23 protein-coding genes are annotated in these 22,148 nt (G+C 67.7%); 5 read left to right on the top strand and 18 right to left on the bottom strand.

Features of this window, described 5'->3' with window-relative positions:
* Positions 1 to 158: 158 nt before the first annotated feature.
* From ACWF9G_RS03905 to ACWF9G_RS03880, 6 genes are all read right to left on the bottom strand, one after another.
* Positions 159 to 926: a peptidoglycan recognition protein family protein gene (locus tag ACWF9G_RS03905; RefSeq protein ID WP_379309336.1), complete on the bottom strand. Its 768-nt coding sequence runs from the start codon at positions 924 to 926 to the stop codon at positions 159 to 161.
* A 241-nt stretch (positions 927 to 1,167) separates the two neighbouring features.
* The gene (locus ACWF9G_RS03900; protein WP_379309337.1) at positions 1,168 to 1,422 is read right to left on the bottom strand and encodes a hypothetical protein; all 255 of its coding nucleotides are present in this window, start codon (positions 1,420 to 1,422) and stop codon (positions 1,168 to 1,170) included.
* Between the two features lie 19 nt (positions 1,423 to 1,441).
* Positions 1,442 to 1,672, bottom strand: a complete 231-nt coding sequence (locus ACWF9G_RS03895) for a hypothetical protein (protein WP_379309338.1) — start codon at positions 1,670 to 1,672, stop codon at positions 1,442 to 1,444.
* A gap of 30 nt (positions 1,673 to 1,702) precedes the next feature.
* The gene (locus ACWF9G_RS03890; RefSeq protein ID WP_452513472.1) at positions 1,703 to 2,488 is read right to left on the bottom strand and encodes an alpha/beta fold hydrolase; all 786 of its coding nucleotides are present in this window, start codon (positions 2,486 to 2,488) and stop codon (positions 1,703 to 1,705) included.
* Between the two features lie 280 nt (positions 2,489 to 2,768).
* Entirely contained in the window at positions 2,769 to 3,338 is a 570-nt protein-coding gene (locus ACWF9G_RS03885; RefSeq protein WP_452513470.1) for a hypothetical protein, read from the bottom strand.
* Between the two features lie 761 nt (positions 3,339 to 4,099).
* Positions 4,100 to 4,849 carry a hypothetical protein gene (locus ACWF9G_RS03880; RefSeq protein WP_452513468.1) on the bottom strand — a complete coding sequence of 250 codons (750 nt, stop codon included), beginning with the start codon at positions 4,847 to 4,849 and terminating at the stop codon, positions 4,100 to 4,102.
* Between the two features lie 328 nt (positions 4,850 to 5,177).
* On the opposite strand from ACWF9G_RS03880, the gene ACWF9G_RS03875 reads away from it, so the two are divergent.
* Positions 5,178 to 5,567, top strand: coding sequence for a helix-turn-helix domain-containing protein (locus tag ACWF9G_RS03875; RefSeq protein WP_379309342.1), 390 nt, complete (start codon positions 5,178 to 5,180; stop codon positions 5,565 to 5,567).
* Positions 5,568 to 5,628: 61 nt separating this feature from the next.
* Here the strand turns inward: ACWF9G_RS03875 and ACWF9G_RS03870 are convergent, their stop codons facing one another.
* From ACWF9G_RS03870 to ACWF9G_RS03855, 4 genes are all read right to left on the bottom strand, one after another.
* On the bottom strand, positions 5,629 to 6,126 hold the full coding sequence (locus ACWF9G_RS03870) for a hypothetical protein (protein ID WP_452513466.1): 498 nt from the start codon (positions 6,124 to 6,126) through the stop codon (positions 5,629 to 5,631).
* A gap of 492 nt (positions 6,127 to 6,618) precedes the next feature.
* Positions 6,619 to 6,984 carry a hypothetical protein gene (locus ACWF9G_RS03865; protein ID WP_452513465.1) on the bottom strand — a complete coding sequence of 122 codons (366 nt, stop codon included), beginning with the start codon at positions 6,982 to 6,984 and terminating at the stop codon, positions 6,619 to 6,621.
* A gap of 586 nt (positions 6,985 to 7,570) precedes the next feature.
* Positions 7,571 to 8,440, bottom strand: coding sequence for a MaoC family dehydratase (locus ACWF9G_RS03860; protein WP_452513463.1), 870 nt, complete (start codon positions 8,438 to 8,440; stop codon positions 7,571 to 7,573).
* A complete protein-coding gene (locus ACWF9G_RS03855) occupies positions 8,440 to 9,795 on the bottom strand; it encodes a 3-oxoacyl-ACP reductase (protein WP_452513461.1) in 1,356 nt (451 codons plus the stop codon). Before ACWF9G_RS03855 ends, ACWF9G_RS03860 begins: the two co-directional genes overlap by 1 nt.
* A gap of 101 nt (positions 9,796 to 9,896) precedes the next feature.
* On the opposite strand from ACWF9G_RS03855, the gene ACWF9G_RS03850 reads away from it, so the two are divergent.
* Positions 9,897 to 11,219: an acetyl-CoA C-acetyltransferase gene (locus ACWF9G_RS03850; protein ID WP_379309348.1), complete on the top strand. Its 1,323-nt coding sequence runs from the start codon at positions 9,897 to 9,899 to the stop codon at positions 11,217 to 11,219.
* 67 nt (positions 11,220 to 11,286) lie between these two features.
* On the opposite strand, the gene ACWF9G_RS03845 is transcribed toward ACWF9G_RS03850, so the two are convergent.
* The 5 genes from ACWF9G_RS03845 to gnd all read right to left on the bottom strand — a co-directional run bounded on the left by ACWF9G_RS03845 (position 11,287) and on the right by gnd (position 14,991).
* A complete protein-coding gene (locus ACWF9G_RS03845; protein WP_379305544.1) occupies positions 11,287 to 11,514 on the bottom strand; it encodes a hypothetical protein in 228 nt (75 codons plus the stop codon).
* Between the two features lie 44 nt (positions 11,515 to 11,558).
* On the bottom strand, positions 11,559 to 11,774 hold the full coding sequence (locus ACWF9G_RS03840; protein WP_452513460.1) for a hypothetical protein: 216 nt from the start codon (positions 11,772 to 11,774) through the stop codon (positions 11,559 to 11,561).
* A 114-nt stretch (positions 11,775 to 11,888) separates the two neighbouring features.
* On the bottom strand, positions 11,889 to 12,845 hold the full coding sequence (locus tag ACWF9G_RS03835) for an alpha/beta hydrolase (protein ID WP_452513689.1): 957 nt from the start codon (positions 12,843 to 12,845) through the stop codon (positions 11,889 to 11,891).
* Positions 12,846 to 12,975: 130 nt separating this feature from the next.
* On the bottom strand, positions 12,976 to 13,677 hold the full coding sequence (locus tag ACWF9G_RS03830) for a hypothetical protein (protein WP_379305548.1): 702 nt from the start codon (positions 13,675 to 13,677) through the stop codon (positions 12,976 to 12,978).
* A gap of 282 nt (positions 13,678 to 13,959) precedes the next feature.
* Positions 13,960 to 14,991: a phosphogluconate dehydrogenase (NAD(+)-dependent, decarboxylating) gene (gene gnd / locus ACWF9G_RS03825; RefSeq protein ID WP_379305550.1), complete on the bottom strand. Its 1,032-nt coding sequence runs from the start codon at positions 14,989 to 14,991 to the stop codon at positions 13,960 to 13,962.
* A 336-nt stretch (positions 14,992 to 15,327) separates the two neighbouring features.
* On the opposite strand from gnd, the gene ACWF9G_RS03820 reads away from it, so the two are divergent.
* On the top strand, positions 15,328 to 17,190 hold the full coding sequence (locus tag ACWF9G_RS03820) for a VanW family protein (RefSeq protein ID WP_452513457.1): 1,863 nt from the start codon (positions 15,328 to 15,330) through the stop codon (positions 17,188 to 17,190).
* 7 nt (positions 17,191 to 17,197) lie between these two features.
* Here the strand turns inward: ACWF9G_RS03820 and ACWF9G_RS03815 are convergent, their stop codons facing one another.
* The 3 genes from ACWF9G_RS03815 to ACWF9G_RS03805 form a co-directional block, all read right to left on the bottom strand.
* Positions 17,198 to 18,394: a DUF5685 family protein gene (locus ACWF9G_RS03815; RefSeq protein ID WP_452513455.1), complete on the bottom strand. Its 1,197-nt coding sequence runs from the start codon at positions 18,392 to 18,394 to the stop codon at positions 17,198 to 17,200.
* A 68-nt stretch (positions 18,395 to 18,462) separates the two neighbouring features.
* Positions 18,463 to 19,062: a TetR/AcrR family transcriptional regulator gene (locus ACWF9G_RS03810; RefSeq protein ID WP_379082275.1), complete on the bottom strand. Its 600-nt coding sequence runs from the start codon at positions 19,060 to 19,062 to the stop codon at positions 18,463 to 18,465.
* An 85-nt stretch (positions 19,063 to 19,147) separates the two neighbouring features.
* On the bottom strand, positions 19,148 to 20,317 hold the full coding sequence (locus tag ACWF9G_RS03805) for a glycoside hydrolase family 3 N-terminal domain-containing protein (protein WP_452513453.1): 1,170 nt from the start codon (positions 20,315 to 20,317) through the stop codon (positions 19,148 to 19,150).
* Between the two features lie 113 nt (positions 20,318 to 20,430).
* Here ACWF9G_RS03805 and ACWF9G_RS03800 point away from each other — a divergent pair, with 113 nt between their 5' ends.
* Together ACWF9G_RS03800 and ACWF9G_RS03795 are read left to right on the top strand one after the other, a co-directional pair.
* Positions 20,431 to 20,898, top strand: coding sequence for a universal stress protein (locus ACWF9G_RS03800; RefSeq protein ID WP_379305559.1), 468 nt, complete (start codon positions 20,431 to 20,433; stop codon positions 20,896 to 20,898).
* 57 nt (positions 20,899 to 20,955) lie between these two features.
* A complete protein-coding gene (locus ACWF9G_RS03795; protein WP_452513451.1) occupies positions 20,956 to 22,125 on the top strand; it encodes an isochorismate synthase in 1,170 nt (389 codons plus the stop codon).
* Positions 22,126 to 22,148: the final 23 nt, after the last annotated feature.

The following is a 22,148-nucleotide window of genomic DNA, read 5'->3' as shown; positions in this document are numbered from 1 at the left end:
CTGGGCGGGCTTCGTGTGGTTGCGGGTGTGGAGTTAGGACAGGCCGAGCAGCGGCAGGATCACCGGGGCTAGGACCACGGCCAGCTCGAGCAGTTCGAGGAGGACAGGAAGCATGGAATTCACCTCCTTCCGTCGTGCGAGGTGACGGGCAGGGCGCGTCAGGTGCGGGGAGCTTCGAGGGCCTTCAGGCGGTCCAGCACGTCGGCCAGGGCGTCGACGACGGTCATGCCGTCGAGCTGTTCCCAGCCGGCGAACATGCCGGCGTCGCGCTGCTGGCTACCGCACAGCTGCTCGCGAATGTCCTTGACATCGGTACCGATCGGGCCGCAGAAGGCGGTGATGAAGTCCTGGATCTGGGCTACTTCGGATGCGCTCATCGGAGCGTCCTCTCCGTCGATGAATGCCTGCACGTCACGGCGGAATTCGTCCATGTCGATACCGGCGGGGTCGATTTTTCCTTCGTGCGAGTACTCGCGGTGGGCCACGCAGTCCTCGGCGGAGCGGCCGATTCGCGCCAGGATGGCCGCGCAGCCGCGCTTGTAGGCGTCGAGTTGGGCTGGGGTCCAATCACTTCCGTCGCCACGCGATACCGCCTCGATGCCGATCACGTGGTAGTTGGCGTTGTCGGTGGGCCAGCCGGGCCATGAGCCGCGGCCCGCGTGCCAGCAGACGCCTGCGGCGATCACGCGGTAGGTGCCGTCGCGTTCGAGGACCAGCTGGGCGAGTGGGCCGGGGAGGTCGGCGCGGCCGTCCTGGACGATGCGCCAGTCGTTCTTGCCGCCGCCGGCGGTGTGGTGGCACAGCACGCCGCGCAGGTCACGGAAGTCGCCGTGGCCTCGGTCTCGCCAGCCTTCGTGTTCGATCACATCGAGCCCGGCGTCGCGCAGCACATCGGCCAGCCATACCGGGTCTCCTGTCCAGCTCATGGACTTCTCCTTGGTCACAATGCTCGGTGGAGGTTTGTGGTCCCGCCCTCGCCGATGAGGGGAAGTGGCAAGGGCGGGACGTGCACCCCTGACGCAGCGACGGCGTCTTCGACCGCAGACCACCTACGGGAGACGGGCGCGTCAGGGGCGCGGCATGCGGCGGGCTCGAATCCCGCACCGTATCGAGTGTTCTCCGGGGGTCCGCCGCATGCGGTTCGGGGACGGCACCGTGGTGGTGCGGTCAGATTTCTTCTTGGAGGGTGGCCGGGATCTTGTATTGGGCCACCGGGGGTTCCTGGCCGGGGACGTGCAGGCGCAGGAAGCCGAGAAGTTCGTCGATGTGCCGCTGCAGGGCGCGGATCAGGCGGATCGCGTCACGGAATCGCAGTTTGTCGTCGGCGGCCTGCTCCTCGAGGGCGACCACGCGCTCGCGCAATTTGGCGACTTCTCTGGCCTGCCAGGCCGTCACCGCGCCGATCACGGTGGCGACGGCCACACCGGTTGCTTGGACGAACTCAGGGCTTAGCCACGACGCCATCCGATTCACCCGCCGATCCCGACACCGGGGTGACCGCGGGTCTGATCACCGCCCCGGCGATCACCGGTGTGGCCAATCCGTACAGGGTGAGCAGGGTCTCGACCCAGGCGGTGTCGACCTCTCGGCCGATGAGAAACGCGACCACACCGGTGATTGCGACGAGTACCGACCGGATCAGCGCGGGCTCTGGTACCTTGCCGATTCGCATTTGGAGGTTCCTTTCCACAGTTCGCGGATGTCAGATTCGCCCTTCGGCGACATCGCGGTTCAGGGCCTGGGCCAGCGCGCGAGCATGGCCGTAGCGGACGTAGTCATCGGTGTGTCTGCCGTCGAACAGGTATCCGCGGGCATAGGCGACAGCGCCCGCCCAGTGGCGCCAGTTGGCCGGTGACCACCAGCGCTGCAGCTGATTCCGGGTGGCCGTGTCCAGCATTCGCTGCGCCCACCGGATGGCCGCGGTCGCGCTGGCGAAGCTGAAGAAGGCGCTCAGATCCGCGATAGTCCGCAGGGGGTTGCCCGCGGGCAATGCGGTGATGGGGTCGCCGGGCGCCGCGGCCCAGTAGGCGGGGATGCCGTCGATCGGGCGCTCCCCGACCACGCCGTAACCGCCGGGGTCGGTGTCGCCGAGGTAATGGCCCGCCGGTCTCCGTGGATCGGCGATCAGCGCGCACGCGATCACCTCGCGGCCCGGATGTTCACCACGGCCGATTTCCGCGGCGAGATCACCGGCGACAGCGGCTCCCTGCGAATATCCCGCCAGTACCACCGGGTTCGGTGTGCGATCGATCGCGGCGAGCAACGCCCGCCTGCCCTCCGCGACGCTGTCGGCATAGCTCACGTGCGAGCCGTAGTCGGCGGGATACGGGACCATGCGCGGTCGGAACATCGACTTGTTCAGTGCGTCGGTGAAGGCGGCGGTGACCCCGTCCCCACCGGGGTTCCAGGTTCCGCCGACGACCAGCACATCGATGACGCGCGAGTCACGGCTGGGACGAGGCGATCCTTTCGGAGACCACAACGACATGTGAAGTACCTCTTTCGGATATGACGTGGGTGGTCCCGCTCCGGACGGTTGTCCGGAGCGGGACCAATTCGCCCCTGCGCGGCGTCGACGTCTGCGACCACAGCTGTGCGGTGGGAGACGGGCGCGTCAGGAGCGGGCATGCGGCGGGCTCTGAACCCGCTGGCGATCGAAGTGTTCGTTCGGGGGCCGGCCGCATGAGCTCGAAGGTCGGCGCGGGTGCGCTGACGACGAAGCCCTCGTTCCGTCTCGGAACGAGGGCTGAGAAGTGGTGTCGTGGTGGCTATTTGTGGTGTCGGCCGGGGGCAAGCCTGCGCAGCATCTCGCCTGAACTCGAGGTCGGCCACAGGCAGAGATACGGGTACTCGGAAGCCATGCCGGGTAGCCAGCCGAGACGGTTCAGCAGGTGGACCGGAATCATCGCGAACTCGTCGTCCGCCAGGTGCTGCAAGCGCCACCCGAGCAGGAACTCCGTCACGCCGAGCACGGCCGCGACGTCGGGAAGGTTGTTGCCTATCTCCAGCGCGTCACGCAGGTCACCGAGCGGGATCAGTCGCTGTGCGACGACGTGGTGCACCTTCATCTCGATCCGGCCGCGCCACAGTTCGCCGTCGAGCGCCGCTGCCAGCTCGAGTGATTCAGCCATCTCGATGTGTGCCACCGAGTGCGCGATCACCTCGTTCCTGACGTGACCGGACAGATCCGCCTGGATCAAGACAGCACGATCGACAACGGACCAATACGAGACGAAGTCGAACACGACGACCGAATCGACCCTGATGCCCTGGTTGAACGCAATTTCCTGCGCATTGAACCCGTTGCGCTGCACCGCGATACCTTGTCGGTCAGGCATCACCGCATCCGACTCACCTTCAACACCCATGGGGACACACAACTCTCACCCTTACCGATGACCACCATCTGCCGCATCCGGACCGCCCGACCAGACCGGATGCCAGAGTTCATTTCACCGCGAGATGTGCTGCCCCACAACGACCGGCGGGCGTAGCGACCGCCACCGGTCCACCGCGCCTGCGACTACTTGAAGGTCTTCTACGCAGATGTCCGCCAGATCGACGTGTCCGGACCGGTTCCTTCTGACCGGCACCGAGTTGCCCTCGCTCCGGAAGGGTCCGCCATCCTCGTGCCGGGGCTGCTCGTCCGCTGGGTTGCCCGAGTCGTCGGGAGTGAACGCGTCGAATGCACCTGACACAAGAAAACCTCACCCAGCAGCCGAAATGTACAGACCCTCGGTCGAGAGCACCTACCCACTCTACCGTCGAGGAAAACCTGAGCCTTGCTCAGGAGTTGATGTGCAGACGGTCACTGAGAATGAAATCTGTTGTGGTTGCCCAATTTTGGGCATGCGAATCCCCGCTGTGACTATCTTGCAACATCGTTCGCCCTGTGTCAACTTATCGCTCTACAATCACCGAAATCGCTGGTGAGAGACAGCTTCTCGATTCGGGCCGAGGCCGCGATCTAGCGAAATAGCCCTTGGCGTAAGGCATTCGGGTGGCAGTGACCGCAAGGGCGCCGCGTCTGCGGATCTCCGAGAACAGCGACGGGGCGCCGGCCACAATCGGCCGACGCCCCGCTCGGGTACTCAGTTCGCTACACGTCTTTCGCACGCTGCCGCGCCGGGAGAGCGCGGTGCGCATCCAGAACCTCGCCGACTACGAACAGCTCGGGCCAGTCGCGCGACCAAGGGCCGGGCACCGGCTGGATCAAGCCCGCTGCACGGAGCGTGCGCACCCGCCGGGCGTTCAAGTTGCCGTACCCATCCCCCAACTGCGTTGCCAGCTTGGCGATCCCAGAGGCATTGAGGCGCACAGCCCTGGCGCGCAGTACCAACGCGGCATCAACGCTGGACGCCTCGGCGGGCGGGCACACGACCGACACCGCCGCCTCGATCGCGGCGCCGATCTCGGCGGGCGCGCCCTCGACACCTTCGGTCATGACGAAGGCGATGATGTTGCGCTGCAGCCACTCCGCCAAGCCCGCGATGCTCGTAGCGCCGTCGTAGGCGAAGTCGCGTTGCTCGCAGACCAGTCGGACCCACGACACCAGGACGGCCCGTAGCTCATCCTCCACCCGTGCCGCGGCCGGATTGAACGGGAGCCGCTGCTCCCTGGCGCCATTGCGGGTTCGGAAGTCCACGGCGCCGAACCGGGTCTGCCTCGTCCGCGCATCCGCCAGATCCTCGGCCAGATCGGGGATGTCGCCGAGCATTCGCGCCAGGTCGCGGGCCGCGTCTCGATCCAGGAACAGGTGCGTATCGTCGATCCACCTGTCCAGCGGGGTCACACCGCATGAATCCTCCAGCATGCGGTTCGACGCCATACCGGCATCGGTCGTGCCCATGTATTTGCTCCTTCAGTCGATAGCGGGTCAGAACCCCGGCCGCACCCGGCGCCGAATGGCCGGAACGGTTGCGCGCCGGGGTGGCGTCGAGTGGACCCCCCTTGCCGAGACCCACAAATTCAACACTCGTTGTATGCAACGTTGTTGCAACCCCGCTGTCAAGCTGAGACGAAACTCAGGGGTACCCAGTTAGGTTGCGCCACAATCACTGTCCTTTGCAGGTTGAGTTGTCGACTATGCTGTGGAGCGCCCAGGACACCCTGTCGCCGCACGGTTGGCGCTACATACACTTCATGCATCACTGCAAACAATCTGCTAGCATCTCAACATGGTGAGACAACGGAGCGCGGTGGTCCCGCCCGAGGTCAGCGCCACCCTGCGGCTTGCTCGCAAGGAGCGCGAGATGTCGATGGACCGCGCCGCGAAGGCAGCACGGATCAGTACCAGCCTGTGGACGCAGGTCGAGAACGGCACCCAGTACAAGCGCGGACAGAAGGTGCCGGCCAGCACCACGGCCGAAACTCTGCAAGCAATGGCGGAGGCCGTCGGGATCGATGCCGAGCCGCTGCTCACGCAAGCGGGATTGGAGCCTGTCGAGGTGGAACAGTCTGCGCCGCAGCAGTCTGCGGGCATCGTCGACCTTTCCGGCCTCTCCGAGGGCGACCTCCGGATCGTGGCCGCCTACGTCAACGGGATTCGCGCAGCCCGGCGCAGCTGATCACCACTGAAACGAACGAATGCCCCGCCGACGGCGGGGCATTCGCTGCGTTACCGGTGCTCTAGGACGGGCAGTTGACCGTGTACTCCCATTGGGTGTCGTCCATGCCGCTGACGCGGACGGTCACTGTTGTCGCCGAGCCCGCGGGGAGGGAGACGACCGCGGAGCCGGTGCCCTGGTTGACGTTGTCGCCGATGTAGCCGGTGTCGAGTACCTGGCCGCCCTCGTAGAAGACCTGGATTCGGTCGGGGATGTTCAGGGTTTCGTAGGACAGGACGAACGAGGTCGGGCCGGTGACGCCGAGCTGGTGGGTGGTTGTGGTGACGCCCTCGCCGCCGGACTTGGTCGATGTGTTGCACGGCTGGACAGTTTCCGACGAGCCGCCCGAGCTTCCGCCGAGAATGCCGCTGCCGGTACCGAGTAGGTCACCGAGAATGCCGCTGCCGGTGTCGATCACGCCGCTTCCGGTTGTGCCGCTGCCCGTGTCGGCGCCGGCCAGGCCGGGCACCATCATCAGCGACCAAGCCGCCGCCAGTGCGATAGCTGCTGTCTTTTTCAACGCTTCCTCCACACCACTTCTCGCCAAAGGATCATCAGGTGAAACGCGTTGGGCGGCCGCATGATCGCCACCCGAGCGGGGATTTCGAAATCCCCGGTTTGCCAGTCGCGTGGACTGGGCACAGAAGTTCTAACACGCGTTTCGGGGGACGAGGAGCGACTGGAATTCGGGCAGCAGGCTGTTCAGATGCCGGTGAGTTGCCGCCTTTTCCCGGCCGGAATGTTGGCGCCGTGGCAACACTGCGATCGGCAGCCCAGACCAGCCTAGGCAACTTCTTAGCTCGTGGAACAAAACACCGGTCGGTAGACCAAGTTCGCGCGAAATCGACTGCGCTGCAATAGTTCAGCAAACTGCTATGTCGAAAATGAGTAATCTCACAGCGAATTGACGTAACGGAGGGCGGGAACCCGCCGATCGGGGCACAATGAATCCGCTGCCCGGAAACGACGAATGCCCCGCCTGGTGGCGGGGCATTCGGTGTGTCACCGGTAATCAGTCGACCGGGTCGGTCTCCGGCTCCTCGGCACCCGCGGAGCCCGAGGTCAGAGCCTCGAGCAGGGCGGCAAGACCGGAAGCGGAACCGGTGTCGGCGCCGGCCTCGTCCTCGTCCTCGTTGATCGCCGTCGCATCCTCGGTCGCCGGCTCCTCGGCACCCGCCGAGCCGGTCGCCAGGGACTCGAGCAGCGCAGCCAGGCCGTCCGCCGAACCGGTGGTGGTCTCCTCCTGGCCGCCACCGGTCTCCGGCTCCTGGGCGGTAGCCACGCCGGTACCGAACATTGCCAGACCTGCCGCGATGGCGATGCCGAAACCGAGCGTCCGGAACTTCTTCATGAAGTTAAACCCCTTGGTAGTAAGCATGATTGTCGACGTTATTGCCGACTGGAAAGTTTTAACACGACCTACCGACGCCACCCCAGCCCGTGTAATTCGGGGCATTAGCCAGCCGTATGCCGAAAGTTTGCCGGGACCGAGCACGGCGACCAACCCGGAGTGAGGATTTCACTGCGGTCCTTCGTCATGTGACGCTCGGAGCCACCCCGACCGGCGCCGACCCCGGCAAACCCGCTGGACAATCAGCCGGGAGTGAAGTTGCGTGGACTACACGCGCAGATGAACGGCAGAGGCAAAATATCGACTCGGAGCCGAACATTGGTGATTACCCAGCTATCCGAGTTCTATGCCATGATTGATCTCACGTCGAAAAGGTGTAACGCTGCCGCCGCGAAAACGATTTGCGCCGCTGCGGTTTGAACGCGAGACGACGAGGGCCGATAGAGCCCCGGAGAAACTCTGGCGGGCAGTTCCTATCGATTCAGAAGGCGTTACTCAGCGTAACGATGGCCGCGTTCAGCGTGCGCCCGATCGAAACCTTCTTTCGCCACGGGCACAGAAATCGCAACGGGCCGCACACCCTTGCGGATGTGCGGCCCGTGGGACCCTGGGCTCAGCGCAGGGTTGCGGTGAGGTGGGGGTAGCCCTTCTTGGGGTTCAGCATGGAGAGGTCCCAGCCGGATCCGACCTGGTCGGCGTAGACGTTGACCGAGGACGGGAGGAAGACCGGCTTGCCGAATTTGACCGTGTAGGTGGTCTTTTCGGGGACGCGGCCCTCGATGGTGGCGAGGATGTTCGCGGCCGACCACATGCCGTGAGCGATGGTCTTCGGGAAGCCCATGGCCTTGGCGCCGAGTCCGGAGACGTGGATCGGGTTGTGATCGCCCGAGGCGGCGGCGTAGCGGTTGATCATCTTCTGATCGACGCGCTGCACGCGCAGCGGCGGCGGTGGGACCACGTCGGCGGGTGGCTCCGACTTCGGGCCGCCCGACAGCGAGGTGCGCTGCTGGTGCAGGAAGGTTGTCACCTGCCGCCAGACCAGCTCGCGGCCGACACGGATCTCCGTGATCGCGTCGACCAGCAGGCCTTTCGGGTGCTCGCGCAGGTTCTCGATGTGGGCGGCGAAATCGAGCGGCTCGGCGACCGAGATCTCGCGGGTGCGCTCGATGACATTCTCGAAATGCACAGCGCCCACCGCGCTGAACGGGAAGTCCCGGGCGACAACCAGTTGCATCGCCAGCGGGAACGCCAGGATGAACGGGTACGTCAGCGGCAGGGTGTCGCTGAAACGCAAGCCGGTGGCGTGGCAGTACGCCGCCAGGTGGTCGGGGTCGACCTGGAAACCGTCGAGGACGACCCGGCGGTCCGGCAGGGTCGGCTTGCGACCCGACAGCGGGCCGGGCAGCGGGACGGCGCCCAGCGCCGCCTTCGCGTACAGCCCGCCGTTCTTCGGAACCTCGGAGAGGGTGATCGTCTGGGTCATCAGGCGCCGATCAGGCTCTGTCCGCAGACGCGAACCACGTTGCCGCTCACCGCGTTCGACGCCGGGCTGGCGAAGTAGGCGATGGTCTCGGCGACGTCGACGGTCTGGCCACCCTGCAGCAGCGAGCTCATCAGGCGGCCCGCCTCGCGGGTGCCGACGGGGATGGCGGCGGTCATCGCGGTCTCGATGAAGCCGGGTGCCACCGCGTTGATGGTGATGCCCTTCTCCTCGAGCAGCGGGGCCTCGGCGTCGACCATACCGATGACACCGGCCTTGGAGGCGCCGTAGTTGGTCTGGCCACGGTTGCCCGCGATGCCCGCGATGGAGGACACGTCGATCACGCGGCCGCCTTCCTTCAGCACACCCTTGGCGACGAGGCCGGAGGTGATGCGGTGCGGGGCGGCGAGATTGACGTTGATGACCGAGTTCCAGCGGCCCTCGTCCATGTTCGCGAGCAGCTTGTCGCGGGTGATGCCCGCGTTGTGCACGACGATGTCGATGCCGCCGAAACGCTCGGTGGCGAACTCGGCGAGGCGCTCGGCGGCGTCGGGGGCGGTGACGTCGAGGGCGAGCGCGGTGGCGCCGACCTTGTTGGCGGTCTCGGACAGGGCCTCGCCTGCGGCGGGGATGTCGGCGACGATGACGGTGGCGCCGTCACGGGCGAAGACCTCGGCGATGGTGGCGCCGATGCCGCGGGCGGCGCCGGTCACGACGGCGACCTTGCCCGCGAGCGGCTTGTCCCAGCTGGCCGGGGCGACGGAATCGGCCTTGCCGACCCGGATGACCTGGCCGTCGACGAAGGCCGACTTGCCCGAGAGCAGGAACCGCAGGGTCGATTCGAGGCCGGTCGCGGACGCGCCCGCCTCCGGGTGCACGTAGACCAGCTGGCCGGTGGCGCCGCGCAGCAGCTCCTTGGCGATCGAACGGCTGAAGCCCTCGAGCGCGCGCTGGGCGATCTGCTCGTCGACCGAGCCGACCAGTTCCGGGGTGGTACCGATGACCACGACACGCCCCGAAGGTGCGAGGTTACGCATCGCGGGCTGGAAGAATTCGAACAGCTGCGACAGCTTGTCGATGGAGTCGATGCCGGTGGCGTCGAAGACCAGCGCGCCGTACTTGGTGCCTGAGTCGAGCGAGTCCGCGACGGTGTAGTCCGACAGCAGCGCGCGGATCGGCTCGGCGAGACGGCCCTTGCCGCCCAGCAGGACCGGGCCGGGAAGTGCGGGCTCGCCTGCCTTGTAGCGGCGCAGCTGCGCCGGCTGGGGCAGGCCCAGCTTGCTCGCCAGGAACGCGCCGGGGGCGGAGTGGATGAAGGATCCGTAGAGGTTGGGTGCACCCTTGCTCTTGGCTGCCACTGTTCCTACCTTCACATTTGCGGGTTCGGTGTCGACAATGAACTTACTCCAGAGTAAGTTATATGTAAACCGATCACCCGACGAGACCATGGAGAACTCGAGTGACAAGCAAAGCCCGCTCGGCGAAGACCCCGGCAAAGACCGCGAAGACCCAGCGCCCGGTCGCGATCGTTGGCGGTAATCGAATCCCGTTCGCTCGCTCCGACAAGGCCTACGCGAAGGCGTCGAACCAGGACATGTTCACCGCCACCCTGGACGGGCTGGTCAGCCGGTTCGGGCTGCAGGGTGAGCGTCTCGGCATGGTCGTCGGCGGCGCTGTGCTCAAGCGCGTCGGCGAGCACAGCCTGATTCGCGAGAGCGTGCTCGGCTCCAAGCTCTCGCCCTACACCCCGGCCCACGACCTGCAGCTCGCCTGTGGCACCGGCCTGCAGTCGGTCGTCACCGTCGGCGACGCGATCGCCATGGGACGCATCGAGTCCGGCATCGGCGGCGGCGCCGACACCACCTCCGACGCGCCGATCGGCGTCAGCGAGGACATGCGCGAGTGGATGCTCACGGCCAACCGCGCCAAGTCCAACAAGGACCGGCTCAAGCTGGTCGGCCAGCTGCGTCCCTCGATGCTCGGCATCGAGATCCCGCGCAACGCCGAGCCGCGCACCGGGCTGTCGATGGGTGAGCACGCCGCCATCACCGCCAAGGAGTTCGGCGTCGCCCGCGAGGCGCAGGACGAGCTGGCCTACCTCTCGCACAAGAACATGGCCGCCGCCTACGACCGTGGCTTCTTCGACGACCTGATCACCCCGTTCCTCGGCCTGACCCGCGACGACAACCTGCGTCCCGGCTCGACCGTGGAGAAGCTGGCCACCCTCAAGCCGGTGTTCGGCACCAAGCTGGGCGACGCCACCATGACCGCGGGCAACTCGACCCCGCTGACCGACGGCGCGTCGGCGGTGCTGCTGTCCAGCGACGAGTGGGCCGCCGAGCGCAAGCTCCCGGTCCTCGCGCATCTGGTCGACTCCGAAGTCGCCTCGGTCGATTACATCCACGGCCCCGACGGCCTGCTGATGGCGCCCACCTACGCGGTGCCGCGCATGCTGGCCCGCAACGGCCTGACCTTGCAGGACTTCGACTACTACGAGATCCACGAGGCCTTCGCCTCCGTGGTGCTCTGCACGCTGGCCGCGTGGGAGTCCGACGCCTACTGCAAGGAGCGCCTCGGCCTCGACGGCGCGCTCGGCTCGATCGACCGCAGCAAGCTCAACGTCAACGGCTCCTCCCTCGCCGCGGGCCACCCGTTCGCCGCGACCGGCGGCCGCATCGTCGCCTCCACCGCGAAGATGCTGGCGGAGAAGGGATCCGGCCGCGCGCTGATCTCCATCTGCGCCGCGGGCGGCCAGGGCGTCGTCGCGATCATCGAGCGCTAGTCACTCGCCGACAACGACAACGGCGGGTGGTTTCCGGTTTCGGAACCCACCCGCCGTTGTTGTGTTGTCAGCGGCAGATCGGGTTGGGGTGGGGCTCCGAGGAGGCCCACGGCCCGCAGATGATGAACTTGATGAAGCCGAGGGGGAAGTCGACGAGGGCGGAACCGGTGCCGGCGGAGCCTGATTCGGCGACGACGGCCGGGGTCGCGGGGGCGGCGACAGCGGGGGACGCGCCCGCGGCGATACCGGCGACCGCCGCGGTAGCGACCAGGATGCGGATCATACGACGTGGCATGGCAAACCTTTCAGTGACACTGAGCGAAGCCGAGAACCGCACCGTCAGGCGCAGATCGGGTTCGAGGGGCCGCCCGCACCGTGGCAGAGGATGAACTTGAGGAAGCCGAGGGGGAAGTCGATGAGGGCGGAGCCGGTGCCGACGGAACCTTCCGCGATGACGCCCGGGGCCGCGGGGGCGGCGACAGCGGGGGACGCGCCCGCGGCGATACCGGCGACGGCTGCGGTGGCGACCAGGATTCGGACCATACGACGGTGCATGACAAGCCTTTCGAGAACAACTGATCAAGATCTAACGACAACATCGTTCGTCTCAATCTGATTGTTAGCCATAACTTTTCGGGGCTTGACGATTCCGATTCACGACCGATCGTTCTAGTTCGCGTCGATGGCGGCGGCGAGCAGCGGCCAGGAGTTGTGGAGGTCCTGTTCCCAGTACTTCCAGGTGTGCGTGCCCGCGGCGCGGAAGACGGTCTGGGCGGGGATGTTCAGTTCCTGGAGACGGGTGGCAAGGCGCTGGGTGCAGAGGTTGGTAGCGGCTTCGATGGCGCCGCCGAGGAGGATCTGGTCGGTCATGCCGATGACCTTGCCGGGACTCGCGCCCGGCGGGAGGGTCTCGGCGATGCCGGGGAGGCCGGTCGCGCTGGAGAGATAGATTGCCTTGTCGCGCAGGCGTTCCGCGTTGAGGTAGGGGTCGTTGGCGCGCCAGGCGGGATCGCCGGGCGGGCCCCACATGTTGGCGGGGTCGGCGCCCGCGCGGGCGAAGACCACGTCGACGTAGGCGCGGCCCATCGGGTCGGCGACCGAGGCGCAGCCGCTGTAGGCGCCGACGGCGCGGTAGCGGTCGGGGGCGGCGATGGCCAGGTTGAGGACAGCGGTGGCCGACATCGACAGTCCGGCAATGGCATTCACGCCCGTCGTGTTCAGCGTGGCGTCGATGATCGGCGGGAGCTCTTCGGTGAGGAAGGTCTGCCACTTGTTGCGGCCGAGTTTGGGGTCGTCGCGCTGCCAGTCGGTGTAGTACGAGAACTTGCCCGCGGCCGGCGTGACGACATTGACGTTCTTGTCGGCGAAGAACTGCACGATGTCGGTCTGGTTGTACCAGTTCGCGACGTCCTCACCGCCGCCGGCGCCGTTGAGCAGGTACAGGGTCGGCCGCGGGACGCTGGTGTCGTGCGCGGTGATGACCTGCAGCGGGATCACCCGGTCCATCGACGCGGAGTACACGTGCAGCGTCTGCTGACGCTGCCCCGGCCGGTCGACGCGATCCAGGCGCGAGCCGTCGGCGCCCGCGGTGCCGATCGAGGCGACCGACAGCAGCACCAGCGCCATGGCCGCCACCGCGACCGAGCGGGTACGGGTGAACACGAACATGAATCCTCACTACAGATGGGGCGATTCCCGGAACCCAGAACGCCGGGACGGCAGCGCGAGACCGTCCCGGCGACCAGGTGCTACGCGATCAGCTACCGATCAGATTGCGCAGCACGTCGGAGATGATGTCGCTCATCGACCCGGTGGAGCTCAGCTGACCGTCGGAGGAGCCAAGCCCGTTGTCGCCGAGGCTGCCGATCACGGTCTCGCCCGCGTTGGCGCCGCGCGCGGTGAAACAGGCGGTGAGGCCGGGCATTTCGTTGCTGACACCCACGGTGCCCGCGACGCCGACGCCACCGCTGGTGACCATCTGGCCCGCCTTGACGCTGTCCGGCACCGGGTAGGTGATGGTCAGGGTGACGGGGTTGCCGGAGTTGACGAACCAGCCGGTGCTGGTGACCTTCCAGCCGCCCGCGTTCGGCTCGGGGGTGACGTCCTCGGTCACCTGGCCGCCGATCGCGTGGTAGGCGGTGATGGTGGTCTTGGTCGGGGCGCCGAAGCCGACCGGCGGGAAGTCGGTGATGGTGTTGACGTAGGGGTTGCCGATCCCGGTCGTACCGACGACAACCTTGTAGGTCACCGAGGTGCCGACACCGATCTGCTCGGCGCTGGCGGTCTTGTCGTAGACGTGCGTGATGCCGACGGTGCTGGCATCCCGCTTCTCGGCGTGGCTGCTCACCGCGCAGGAGCCCGCCGCGGCGGCGACGCCGGAACCGAGAGCGACGCCGACACCGGCGACGACCAGAGCGGTGGTGGCGACGCCCGCGGTGATACGCGAAGTCCGGATCATGATTTTTCCTCCAAGCCCCGGCGAAGTCGGCCGGGACGAATTCCTCATCGGGTGGTCTATCCCCCTTCTGACCAGAAGGTATCCGGTGGACTGGACGGTTGTCCTGGAAAAGAGGAACGTGTTCCCATTTTTGTGGAACATTAGCGTTTTACTCTTTGGGCGGGTGTTTGGCGGGTACCATCCGGACATTTTCGGCCGATCCGGAATCGCCCCGAACAGCGACCACCGGCCTCCCGTCGGGCGACGGGAGGCCGGTGGTGAGCGTCAAGAGGTCTCGACGGCCTACTTCTCCGGCAGCTCGTTGTGGCCGCCGAACGCCTTGCGCATCGCCGAGATCATCTTGTCGGCGTAGAGGGCCTCACCGCGCGAGGAGAAGCGCTGGAACAGGGCCGCCGACAGCACCGGGACCGGCACGGCGGTGTCGATGGCGGCATCGATGGTCCAGCGGCCCTCGCCGGAGTCCGAGACGCGACCGCTGAACCCGTCCAGGTTCGGATCGGCGTACAGGGCGCCCGCGGTGAGGTCGAGCAGCCAGGACGCGACGACCGAACCGCGGCGCCACACCTCGGTGATGTCCGGAATGTCCAGGTCGTACTGGTAGTACTCGGGGTTGTCGAGCGGGGTCTCCTCCGCCGAGTGCTCGCCGCCACCGTGGTCGGCGCCCATGTTCGCGTGCTGGAGGATGTTCAGGCCCTCGGCGTAGGCGGCCATCGCGCCGTACTCGATGCCGTTGTGCACCATCTTCACGAAATGGCCGGCACCGGCCGGACCGCAGTGCAGCCAGCCCTGCTCGGCCGGGGTCGGCTCGCCGGTGCGGCCGGGGGTGCGCGGGGCGGCGTCGACACCGGGGGCGATCGACTCGAACAGCGGCTCCAGGTAGCGCACCTGCTCCTCCTCGCCGCCGATCATCAGGCAGAAGCCGCGCTTCAGGCCGAACACGCCGCCGGAGGTGCCGACGTCGAGGTAGTGGATACCCTTGGGCGCCAGCGCCTTCGCGCGCTTGATGTCCTCGTGGTAGCGGCTGTTGCCGCCGTCGATGATGATGTCGCCCGGCTCGAGCAGCTCGGCCAGATCGTCGACAACGGCACCGGTCGCGCCAGCCGGAACCATCACCCAGACGACGCGGGGCGCGTCGAGCATGGCGACGAATTCCTTCAGGTCGGTGCTGCCCTTGAAGCTGTCGCCGAGCTCCTTCTCCAGCTCGTCGATGTGGCCCTGATGGCGTTCGTGACCGACAGCTGTGTTCCCGTCCCGCACGATGCGGCGCACGATATTGGCGCCCATCCGGCCGAGGCCGATCATTCCCAGCTGCATCAGTTCTCCCTCGTTGTCCGGTACCTGGTGTCGAGTCTCACGTCAGATTGTCCCGGGTGGTCCGGCCTGCCCGCAGGGCGGCCGTCCGTGGGCGTCGCGAAACTCCTCGGAAACAGGCTGTAACGCCCCGGAACGGGCCGCGATAAACAGATCGGCTCCGTGTAGTTGCCAGACCCCCGACCCGGCAACTACGCGGAGCCTTCCTGTTGTCCATCCACTGTTGCCAGGGTGCCGAGGGCGACGAACACCATTACCCTTGGCCGGGGCCCCGCAAACACCTGGGGCCGGGCGCACCTGATCCAGGATGACGCCATAACACCCAACGGAAGGACCTCCGTGCCCAGCGAGTCGAACGCCGGACAACCGGCCGACCGGAGGGGCGAGGTCGGACTACGCAAGCTGCTCGAAGCAAATCGCACTTTCGATGCCGACACCACCGCCCTGCCCACCCAGCCACTCACCACCGTGACCCGTGATCGCTGGTCGCCCGCGCCCCCACCCACCGGCGCGCAGCCGCCGACCGGCTCGGACATCCCCGAACTGACCAAACGGATCGGCATCGCCGTCGGCGCCGTTCTCGCTCTCGGCACCGCGGCCTATCTGGCCGACCTGGCGCTCAGCGCCGGTGACGTGCCGCGCGGCGTCGTCATCGCGGGCGTCGACGTCGGCGGTATGGACAAGGCCGCGGCCGACGCCTTACTGCACAGCCAGCTCAGCCCCAAGGCCGATCGCCCGCTCCCGGTCCGCATCGGTGACGTGCAGGCGACCATGGTGCCCTCCGCCGCCGGTCTGGCCGTGGACTGGGACCGCACCTGGGACGCGGTCGGCGACCAGCCGATCAATCCGGTGAGCCGGCTGGTCTCCCTGTTCGGCTCCCGCGACGTCCAGGTGGCGAGCACGGTCGACGCGGCCGCGCTCGATCAGCAGCTGGCCGGTTTCCGGGTGCACGACAACCCGACCGTGGAAGGCACGGTGCGGTTCGAGAACGGCAGGCCGGTCGCGGTCGCGCCGGTGCCGGGCCGGGTGCTCGACACCGACGCCGCCCGCACCACGATCACCGAGCGCTGGGCCTCGAGCAACGAACTGGATCTGCCGGTGGTGGCCGCGCCCGTCGCGGTGCGCAACGAAGCGGTGCAGGCCGCGCTGCGTGACATCGCCACCCCCGCCGTCGCGTCGCCGATCACGGTGAGCGGCAAGGATTCTCGCGCCGTGCTCACCCCCGAGCAGATCGCGGGCGTGCTCAGCTTCGTTCCCGACGGGAACGGCGGCTTGGCGCCGAAGATCGACAACGACGCCGCGATCGCTGTTCTCGCACCGCAATTGGCGGCCTCCGAGGTGGAACCCAAGGACGCCACCTTCACCGTCGGCGCGGGCAAGCCGACGGTGGTGCCCGCCGTTGTCGGCAACAAGGTCGACTGGCCCAAGACGCTGGAGAAGCTGCCCGCGCTGCTGGCCAAGCCCGGCGACCGGACGGCCGAGGCCGTCTATCAGCGTATCGAGCCGAAGCTCACCACCGAGGCCGCCAACGGTCTCGGCGTCAACGAGATGGTCGGCCAGTTCACCACCGGTGGCTTCAGCGGTCCGTCCGGCGTGAACATCCGCACCGTGGCCGCGAAGGTGAACGGCGCGGTGGTGAAATCGGGAGAGACGTTCTCGCTCAACGAGTTCACCGGTCCGCGCACCGCCGCGGAAGGCTATGTCGAGTCCGGCATCATCGACAAGGGCAGGCCGAGCACCGCGGTCGGCGGCGGCATCAGCCAGTTCGCCACCACGCTCTACAACGCGGCCTACTTCGCCGGCATGGAAGACGCGGGCCACACCGAGCACAGCTACTACATCTCGCGGTACCCGGCGGCGCGCGAAGCCACCGTGTTCGACGGGGCGATCGATCTGGCGTTCCGCAACAACAGCCCGTCCGGCATCTACATCGAGACCGTCGCGACGGGTTCGGACATCACCGTGCGGCTGTGGGGCACCAAGACCGTCGAGGTGGAGTCGATCACCGGCGAGAAGTCGAAGCCGACCGAGCCCACCGAGATCACCCTGCCCAAGGGCAAGGACTGCATCGCCTCCGAGGGCGCGCCCGGGTTCACGATCTCCGATACCCGGGTGATCACCGATCGCAAGACCGGCGCCCAGGTGTCACGGCACACCAGGACGGTGAAGTACGACCCGATCCCGATCGTGAAGTGCGAGTGAGGGTTTCCTAGCAGCTGCAATCGCAGCCGCAGTCGCCACAGCAGCCGTCCTCGCCACCGCAGCTGCAGCAGTTGCCGCAACACTCTCCACAGTCGCAGCAACTGCCGCAGTCGCACCGCTTGGCCCAGGCTTCCTTCTCCTCGCCGGTGCACGGGCTGGTGTGGTCGACGCAGCAGGCCATGCCGGTGCAGTAGACGCCCAGGATCAGCCCGCCCGCCTTCAGTGGGCCGGGCCGGTTCGGGCGCCTGCCCGGCGGGGACGGGAACTGGTAGGGCGAATGCTGCTGGGCGACAGGCGAAGTGCGGCAGACATGGCCGACCGCCAGCCCGAGTCCCTGGCCGAGGCGGCGCAGCAGGGCCGACAGCGGGTCGAGCAGTGCCCAGCGCACCGTCGGCAGCTGGTCGAGCTCGGCCTCGGCGGCGGCGTGGCGGATGGCCGCTTCGCTTTCGCGGACCAGCTGGTAGGCGCGGGGCATGTCGGTGCCGGTGGCGTCGAGGGGGTTGAAGCGGCCGCGGGCTCGGTCGCGTTCGAGGTCTTCGATGGCGTCGGCCAGGTGGGCGATGCGGCCGACGTGGCGGCCGATCTCCTGTAGTGCGACAACGTTTTCCGGACGGTCGGCAAGTGTCGCCGTATGGCCGAACAAGGTGGCGGCGCAGAGTTGAGTCGGGCCGGTCAGGTCATCGAGCGTGATCAGCGTGCCGAGGGAGCCAGCGTCGGGCACGGCCTTGGCCTCGAGTGCCGACTGTGTGGCGATCGCGGCCAGCATCGGCTGCACGTCGAGGCCGATCCGCGCGGCCTGCTCCTGCGCGCGGGCCGCCCAGGTGGACGACACCCGGCGCATCGGCAGACGGGCGAGCGCGGCGGCGTCCCCGTCGTCGACATGATCGCGAATCTTGGCCGCCCCCAACAGCAACGACGCCGTCGCGGCCAGCTGCACGCCCGGCGCGTTCGCCGCGACCACCGATGCCCGGCGCATGCCGCGCAGCGGGCACGGTCCCGCGGTGGTGCGCGCGCCGGAATCGCCGGTTTGGGCTTCGGTGAGCACGCTCAGCACGATCGCGTCGGTATTTGTCGCGGCGCGGGCCACCTGGCCGTGCCCGTCGCGCAGACCGAGGCACAGGCCGCACATGTGCGCCTGCCACTGCCCCGGATCGATGCCGTACTTCGCCGCGCCGTGCGCACACGGCTTCAACACACCGAACACTTCCCACCCCGTCTGTCGTGAATCTTCTAGCCGTGCACAATCGCAGGCCGACGGGGTTGCCGCAAGCGCTACTCCGGTTTCTTGCGGCCCGCCAGACCGCGCCAGGCCAGATCGTCGAGGAGGTCGACCGCCTCGGCGACGTCGATCCGGCCGCCGGCGACCCGGTCGGCGATCGCCTCGCCCGCCCCGATCACCGCCGCAGCGACGACTTCGAAATTGGTCCCCGGATCGGCGTGCTTGGCACTGGACTCGAGCAGTTTCGCGGTGAGCTCGATGACGCGTTCGCGCGCGTTGTCGATTTCCGAGGCGAAAGCTTGCTGGCCGATTGCCTGCCGGTAGAGCACCTGCCAGGACTGGCGGTTGCGGTCGACGAAATCGAGGAAGCCCTCGAGCGCCGTGCGGACCTGCTCGTGCGGGGTGAGATGCGGATTGCCCGCCGGCGCGACGGCCTCGATGAACCGCAGTCCCTCGCGCTGGATGCAGGCGCGGAACAACTCGTCCTTGGAGCCGTAATACAGGTAGAGCATGGGCTTGGAGATCTTCGCCTCGGCCGCTATCGCGTCCATCGAGGTGTCGTGGAAGCCTTTGCGCGCGAACACCTCGACAGCGGCGTCGAGCATCTGTTGCTCACGAACCGCCCGGGGAAGTCGCTTCGTCCCGCCTGCCATCCACTCTCCTACCGCAGGGTGAACCCCTATCTTACTCCAAGGTAAGATCGCGGGTACCCATTTGCCGCTCAGTCGCCGGACCGGCTCAGCAGCCCAGCGCCACACCCTTGTAGCGCGCCATCCGCAGCACGGAAGCATCGACCCGGTCGGCGGGCAGTTTGCCACTCGCCACCGACTGTTCCAAACGGTCGAGTACCTGGGGCACCGCGTCGGTACTGATCCACAGGGCATTGTCGGCGCCGGCGACCAGCGAAGCCTCGACCGCATCGGCGATCGACATGCGGGCGGTGATGGCCGCCATGCCACCGAGATCGTCGGTGAAGATCGGGCCGTCGAACGGCGGCGCGCCGTAGCCGGTGCCCTCACGCAGCAGCGTCATCGCGGCCGGGCTGATACTCGCCGGCACATCGGGTTCGGTCAGCCCCGGCACGTCCAGGTGGCCGACCATCACCGCGGCGCCGGAATCCACCAGTTCGCGGAACGGGACCAGATCCTTGTCCTGCAGCTCCGACAGCGGCGGCGTGCGGACCGCGCCGGTGTGCGAGTCACCGGAACCCGAGCCGTGACCGGGGAAGTGCTTGATGACCGAGCCGAGGCCGACCTCGTTGGCCGCGCGGATGTAGGCGCCTGCGTATTCGGTCACCACCTGCGGGTCGTCGCTGAAGGAGCGGTCACCGATGACGCTGTCGTCGGGCTGGCTGCTCACGTCGACACTGGGGGCGAAGTTCACCGTGATGCCCAGGTCTTGCAACGCCTTCGACCTGGTCAGCGTGTTCTGGTAGTACTGCTCCGAGGTCTGGGTCTGGGCGATCACGCGGGCCGACGGGATCACGCCGATCACGTTCTTCGCGCGCGAGACGCGGCCGCCCTCCTCGTCGATGGTCACCATCAGCGGCGCCTTGGCCAGCGCCTTGACCGCGTCGAGCTGGGTCTTGTCCATCAGCCCCGGATCGGTCCAGCTGCCGATGAAGATGCCGCCGACCTGCTCGGTGCTCACCACATTCGTGGCGTCGGCCGAGCCGGTGATGCCGACGGTGAGCAGCTGGGCGAGTTTCTCGCGCTGGGTGAATTTCGCGAGATAGTCGGTGCCGCATGGGCTTTGGGCTTGGGTGCCCGGCGCGGGCGACCCCGCGGGGGACGACGTGGGAAGGCCGGTGCCGGTCGCCGCGGTGGTCGTCTCAGGCGACGAACCTCCCGAACAGGCGGTGGCAACGGCGGCCAGGACTGCGAACACGACCACAGGCGATTTCCGCATGTGCTCCACGGTAGCCGGGTTCGCGGCGCGATCACGTCACCGGTGTGCGATTGAATCGCCGAATGCGGGGGTAATCTGTGGGAACAGACGCTGGACCAGCGCAGGAGGTCGTCATGGCTTGCGATCGGATGCTCATCGCCTACGACGGTTCCGAACACGCCAAGCGCGCCGTCGAGTACGCGGGCCGCTTCCTCTCCGCCGAGCGCGCGATCCTGCTCACCGCCTGGGAGCCGATGGTCCGCCAGGCCGCCCGGATCTCCGGGCTGGCCGGGGTGATGCAACCGGACTGGGTTCCCGACGAGGAGATCGAGGACATCGCCTACACCGATGCCCGCAAGATCAACGCCGAGGGCGTGCACCTGGCCAAACTGGCCGGAATCGATGCCGAGCCACGGACCGCCGAGTGCACGACCACGATCTGGAACGCGATCGTCGACTGCGCCGACGAGCTCGACGTCGACATCATCGTCGCCGGTACCCGCGGCTCGACCGGGCTGCGCGCGCTACTGCACAGCAGCGTCGCCGAGGCGGTGCTCAAGCACGGGCACCGGCCGGTCTTCCTGGTGCCGCCCGAGCACTGAGAGTTCGATCGCTCTGCTGGCCGGCGGGCGTGGTGCCGGCGTTATGGTCGAAGCACCATGGAACCGTTCCTGCTCGCCCGACCCGATGCCGTGCTGGTGGCCACGGGTGTGCGCGCGTCCTACGCCGACCCCCGGCAGGCGGTCGCGGTGCTGCGTGCCTGGCAGGACGGGGCCGACGACGGCACGGCGGCCGAGACGCGCGCGGCCGAGTCCACACCGCGATCCGGCGAGTCACCGGCGCCGAGGCTGATCGTCGGAGCACTACCGTTCGATCCGAGGGAGCCCGCGGCGCTCTGGCAGCCCGAGACAGCGGTGCACACCGCGGGCCCGTGGCGGCCCGCGGCATTGCCGGAGCTGCCGGATGTGCGGGTCATCCGCGAAATACCCAGTCCCGCAGAGCACATCGCGCGCGTGACCAAACTGGTCGACCAGCTCGGCGACCCCGCGAACGAGCTGCGCAAGGTCGTGGCCGCACGCAGCATGGTGCTCGAAGCCGAGGAACCGCTCGATCCGGAGGTGCTGGCCGGGCACCTGCTGACCAGGCATCCGGCGGCGAGTGTGTACGTGGCCGACCTGTCGGTGGCGGGCAGGCCCGGCGAGATCCTGCTCGGCGCCACCCCCGAGGTACTGGTCGCGCGCCACGGTGACCGCGTCAGCCTGCATCCGCTGGCAGGCACCCTCCCCCGGCGCGCCGATCCGGAGGCCGATGCCGCGCAGGCGCGCGAATTGCTGTCGAGCGCCAAGAACCACGACGAGCACGCGTTCGTGATCGAGTGGATCCGGCGGCAGCTGGATCCGGTCTGCACCGAACTCCACATTCCGGACGCGCCGGAACTGCTGAGTACCGAACAGGTCTGGCACCTGGCCACGCCCATCCATGGCGTGCTGCGCGACCCGTCGACGACAGCGTTGGACCTGGCGTTGCTGCTGCATCCGACACCGGCCGTCAACGGGACCCCCTTCGGCGCCGCGCTGGACGCGATCGTCGCCGACGAACCACAGCGCGGTTTCTACGGCGGCGCGGTCGGCTGGTGTGCCGACGACGGCGACGGCGAATGGGTGGTCGCCATCCGCGGCGCCGAACTCGCGGCCGACCGCCGCACGCTGCGGGCGAGCGCGGGCGGCGGGATCGTCGCGGCCTCCGATCCGCGGGCCGAGCTCGCCGAGACGACCGCCAAATTCCGGACGCTGCTCGGCGCGCTGGATTGCCACGTGCCCGAAGACTGACCTCGCGGGCCACACCTGCTAGG

The sequence above is a fragment of the Nocardia sp. NPDC055029 genome (assembly GCF_053608525.1).
This window is presented reverse-complemented; position numbering and strand designations above follow the sequence as displayed.

Coding starts and splice junctions, on each gene's coding strand:
- ACWF9G_RS03905 (WP_379309336.1), bottom strand. CDS start 926: ATGAGCTGGACAGGAGACCCGGTATGGCTGGCCGATGTGCTGCGCGAC.
- ACWF9G_RS03895 (WP_379309338.1), bottom strand. CDS start 1,672: ATGCGAATCGGCAAGGTACCAGAGCCCGCGCTGATCCGGTCGGTACTC.
- ACWF9G_RS03890 (WP_452513472.1), bottom strand. CDS start 2,488: ATGTCGTTGTGGTCTCCGAAAGGATCGCCTCGTCCCAGCCGTGACTCG.
- ACWF9G_RS03885 (WP_452513470.1), bottom strand. CDS start 3,338: ATGCCTGACCGACAAGGTATCGCGGTGCAGCGCAACGGGTTCAATGCG.
- ACWF9G_RS03880 (WP_452513468.1), bottom strand. CDS start 4,849: ATGGGCACGACCGATGCCGGTATGGCGTCGAACCGCATGCTGGAGGAT.
- ACWF9G_RS03875 (WP_379309342.1), top strand. CDS start 5,178: ATGGTGAGACAACGGAGCGCGGTGGTCCCGCCCGAGGTCAGCGCCACC.
- ACWF9G_RS03865 (WP_452513465.1), bottom strand. CDS start 6,984: ATGCTTACTACCAAGGGGTTTAACTTCATGAAGAAGTTCCGGACGCTC.
- ACWF9G_RS03860 (WP_452513463.1), bottom strand. CDS start 8,440: ATGACCCAGACGATCACCCTCTCCGAGGTTCCGAAGAACGGCGGGCTG.
- ACWF9G_RS03845 (WP_379305544.1), bottom strand. CDS start 11,514: ATGCCACGTCGTATGATCCGCATCCTGGTCGCTACCGCGGCGGTCGCC.
- ACWF9G_RS03840 (WP_452513460.1), bottom strand. CDS start 11,774: ATGCACCGTCGTATGGTCCGAATCCTGGTCGCCACCGCAGCCGTCGCC.
- ACWF9G_RS03835 (WP_452513689.1), bottom strand. CDS start 12,845: ATGGCGCTGGTGCTGCTGTCGGTCGCCTCGATCGGCACCGCGGGCGCC.
- ACWF9G_RS03830 (WP_379305548.1), bottom strand. CDS start 13,677: ATGATCCGGACTTCGCGTATCACCGCGGGCGTCGCCACCACCGCTCTG.
- gnd (WP_379305550.1), bottom strand. CDS start 14,991: ATGCAGCTGGGAATGATCGGCCTCGGCCGGATGGGCGCCAATATCGTG.
- ACWF9G_RS03810 (WP_379082275.1), bottom strand. CDS start 19,062: ATGGCAGGCGGGACGAAGCGACTTCCCCGGGCGGTTCGTGAGCAACAG.
- ACWF9G_RS03805 (WP_452513453.1), bottom strand. CDS start 20,317: ATGCGGAAATCGCCTGTGGTCGTGTTCGCAGTCCTGGCCGCCGTTGCC.
- ACWF9G_RS03800 (WP_379305559.1), top strand. CDS start 20,431: ATGGCTTGCGATCGGATGCTCATCGCCTACGACGGTTCCGAACACGCC.
- ACWF9G_RS03795 (WP_452513451.1), top strand. CDS start 20,956: ATGGAACCGTTCCTGCTCGCCCGACCCGATGCCGTGCTGGTGGCCACG.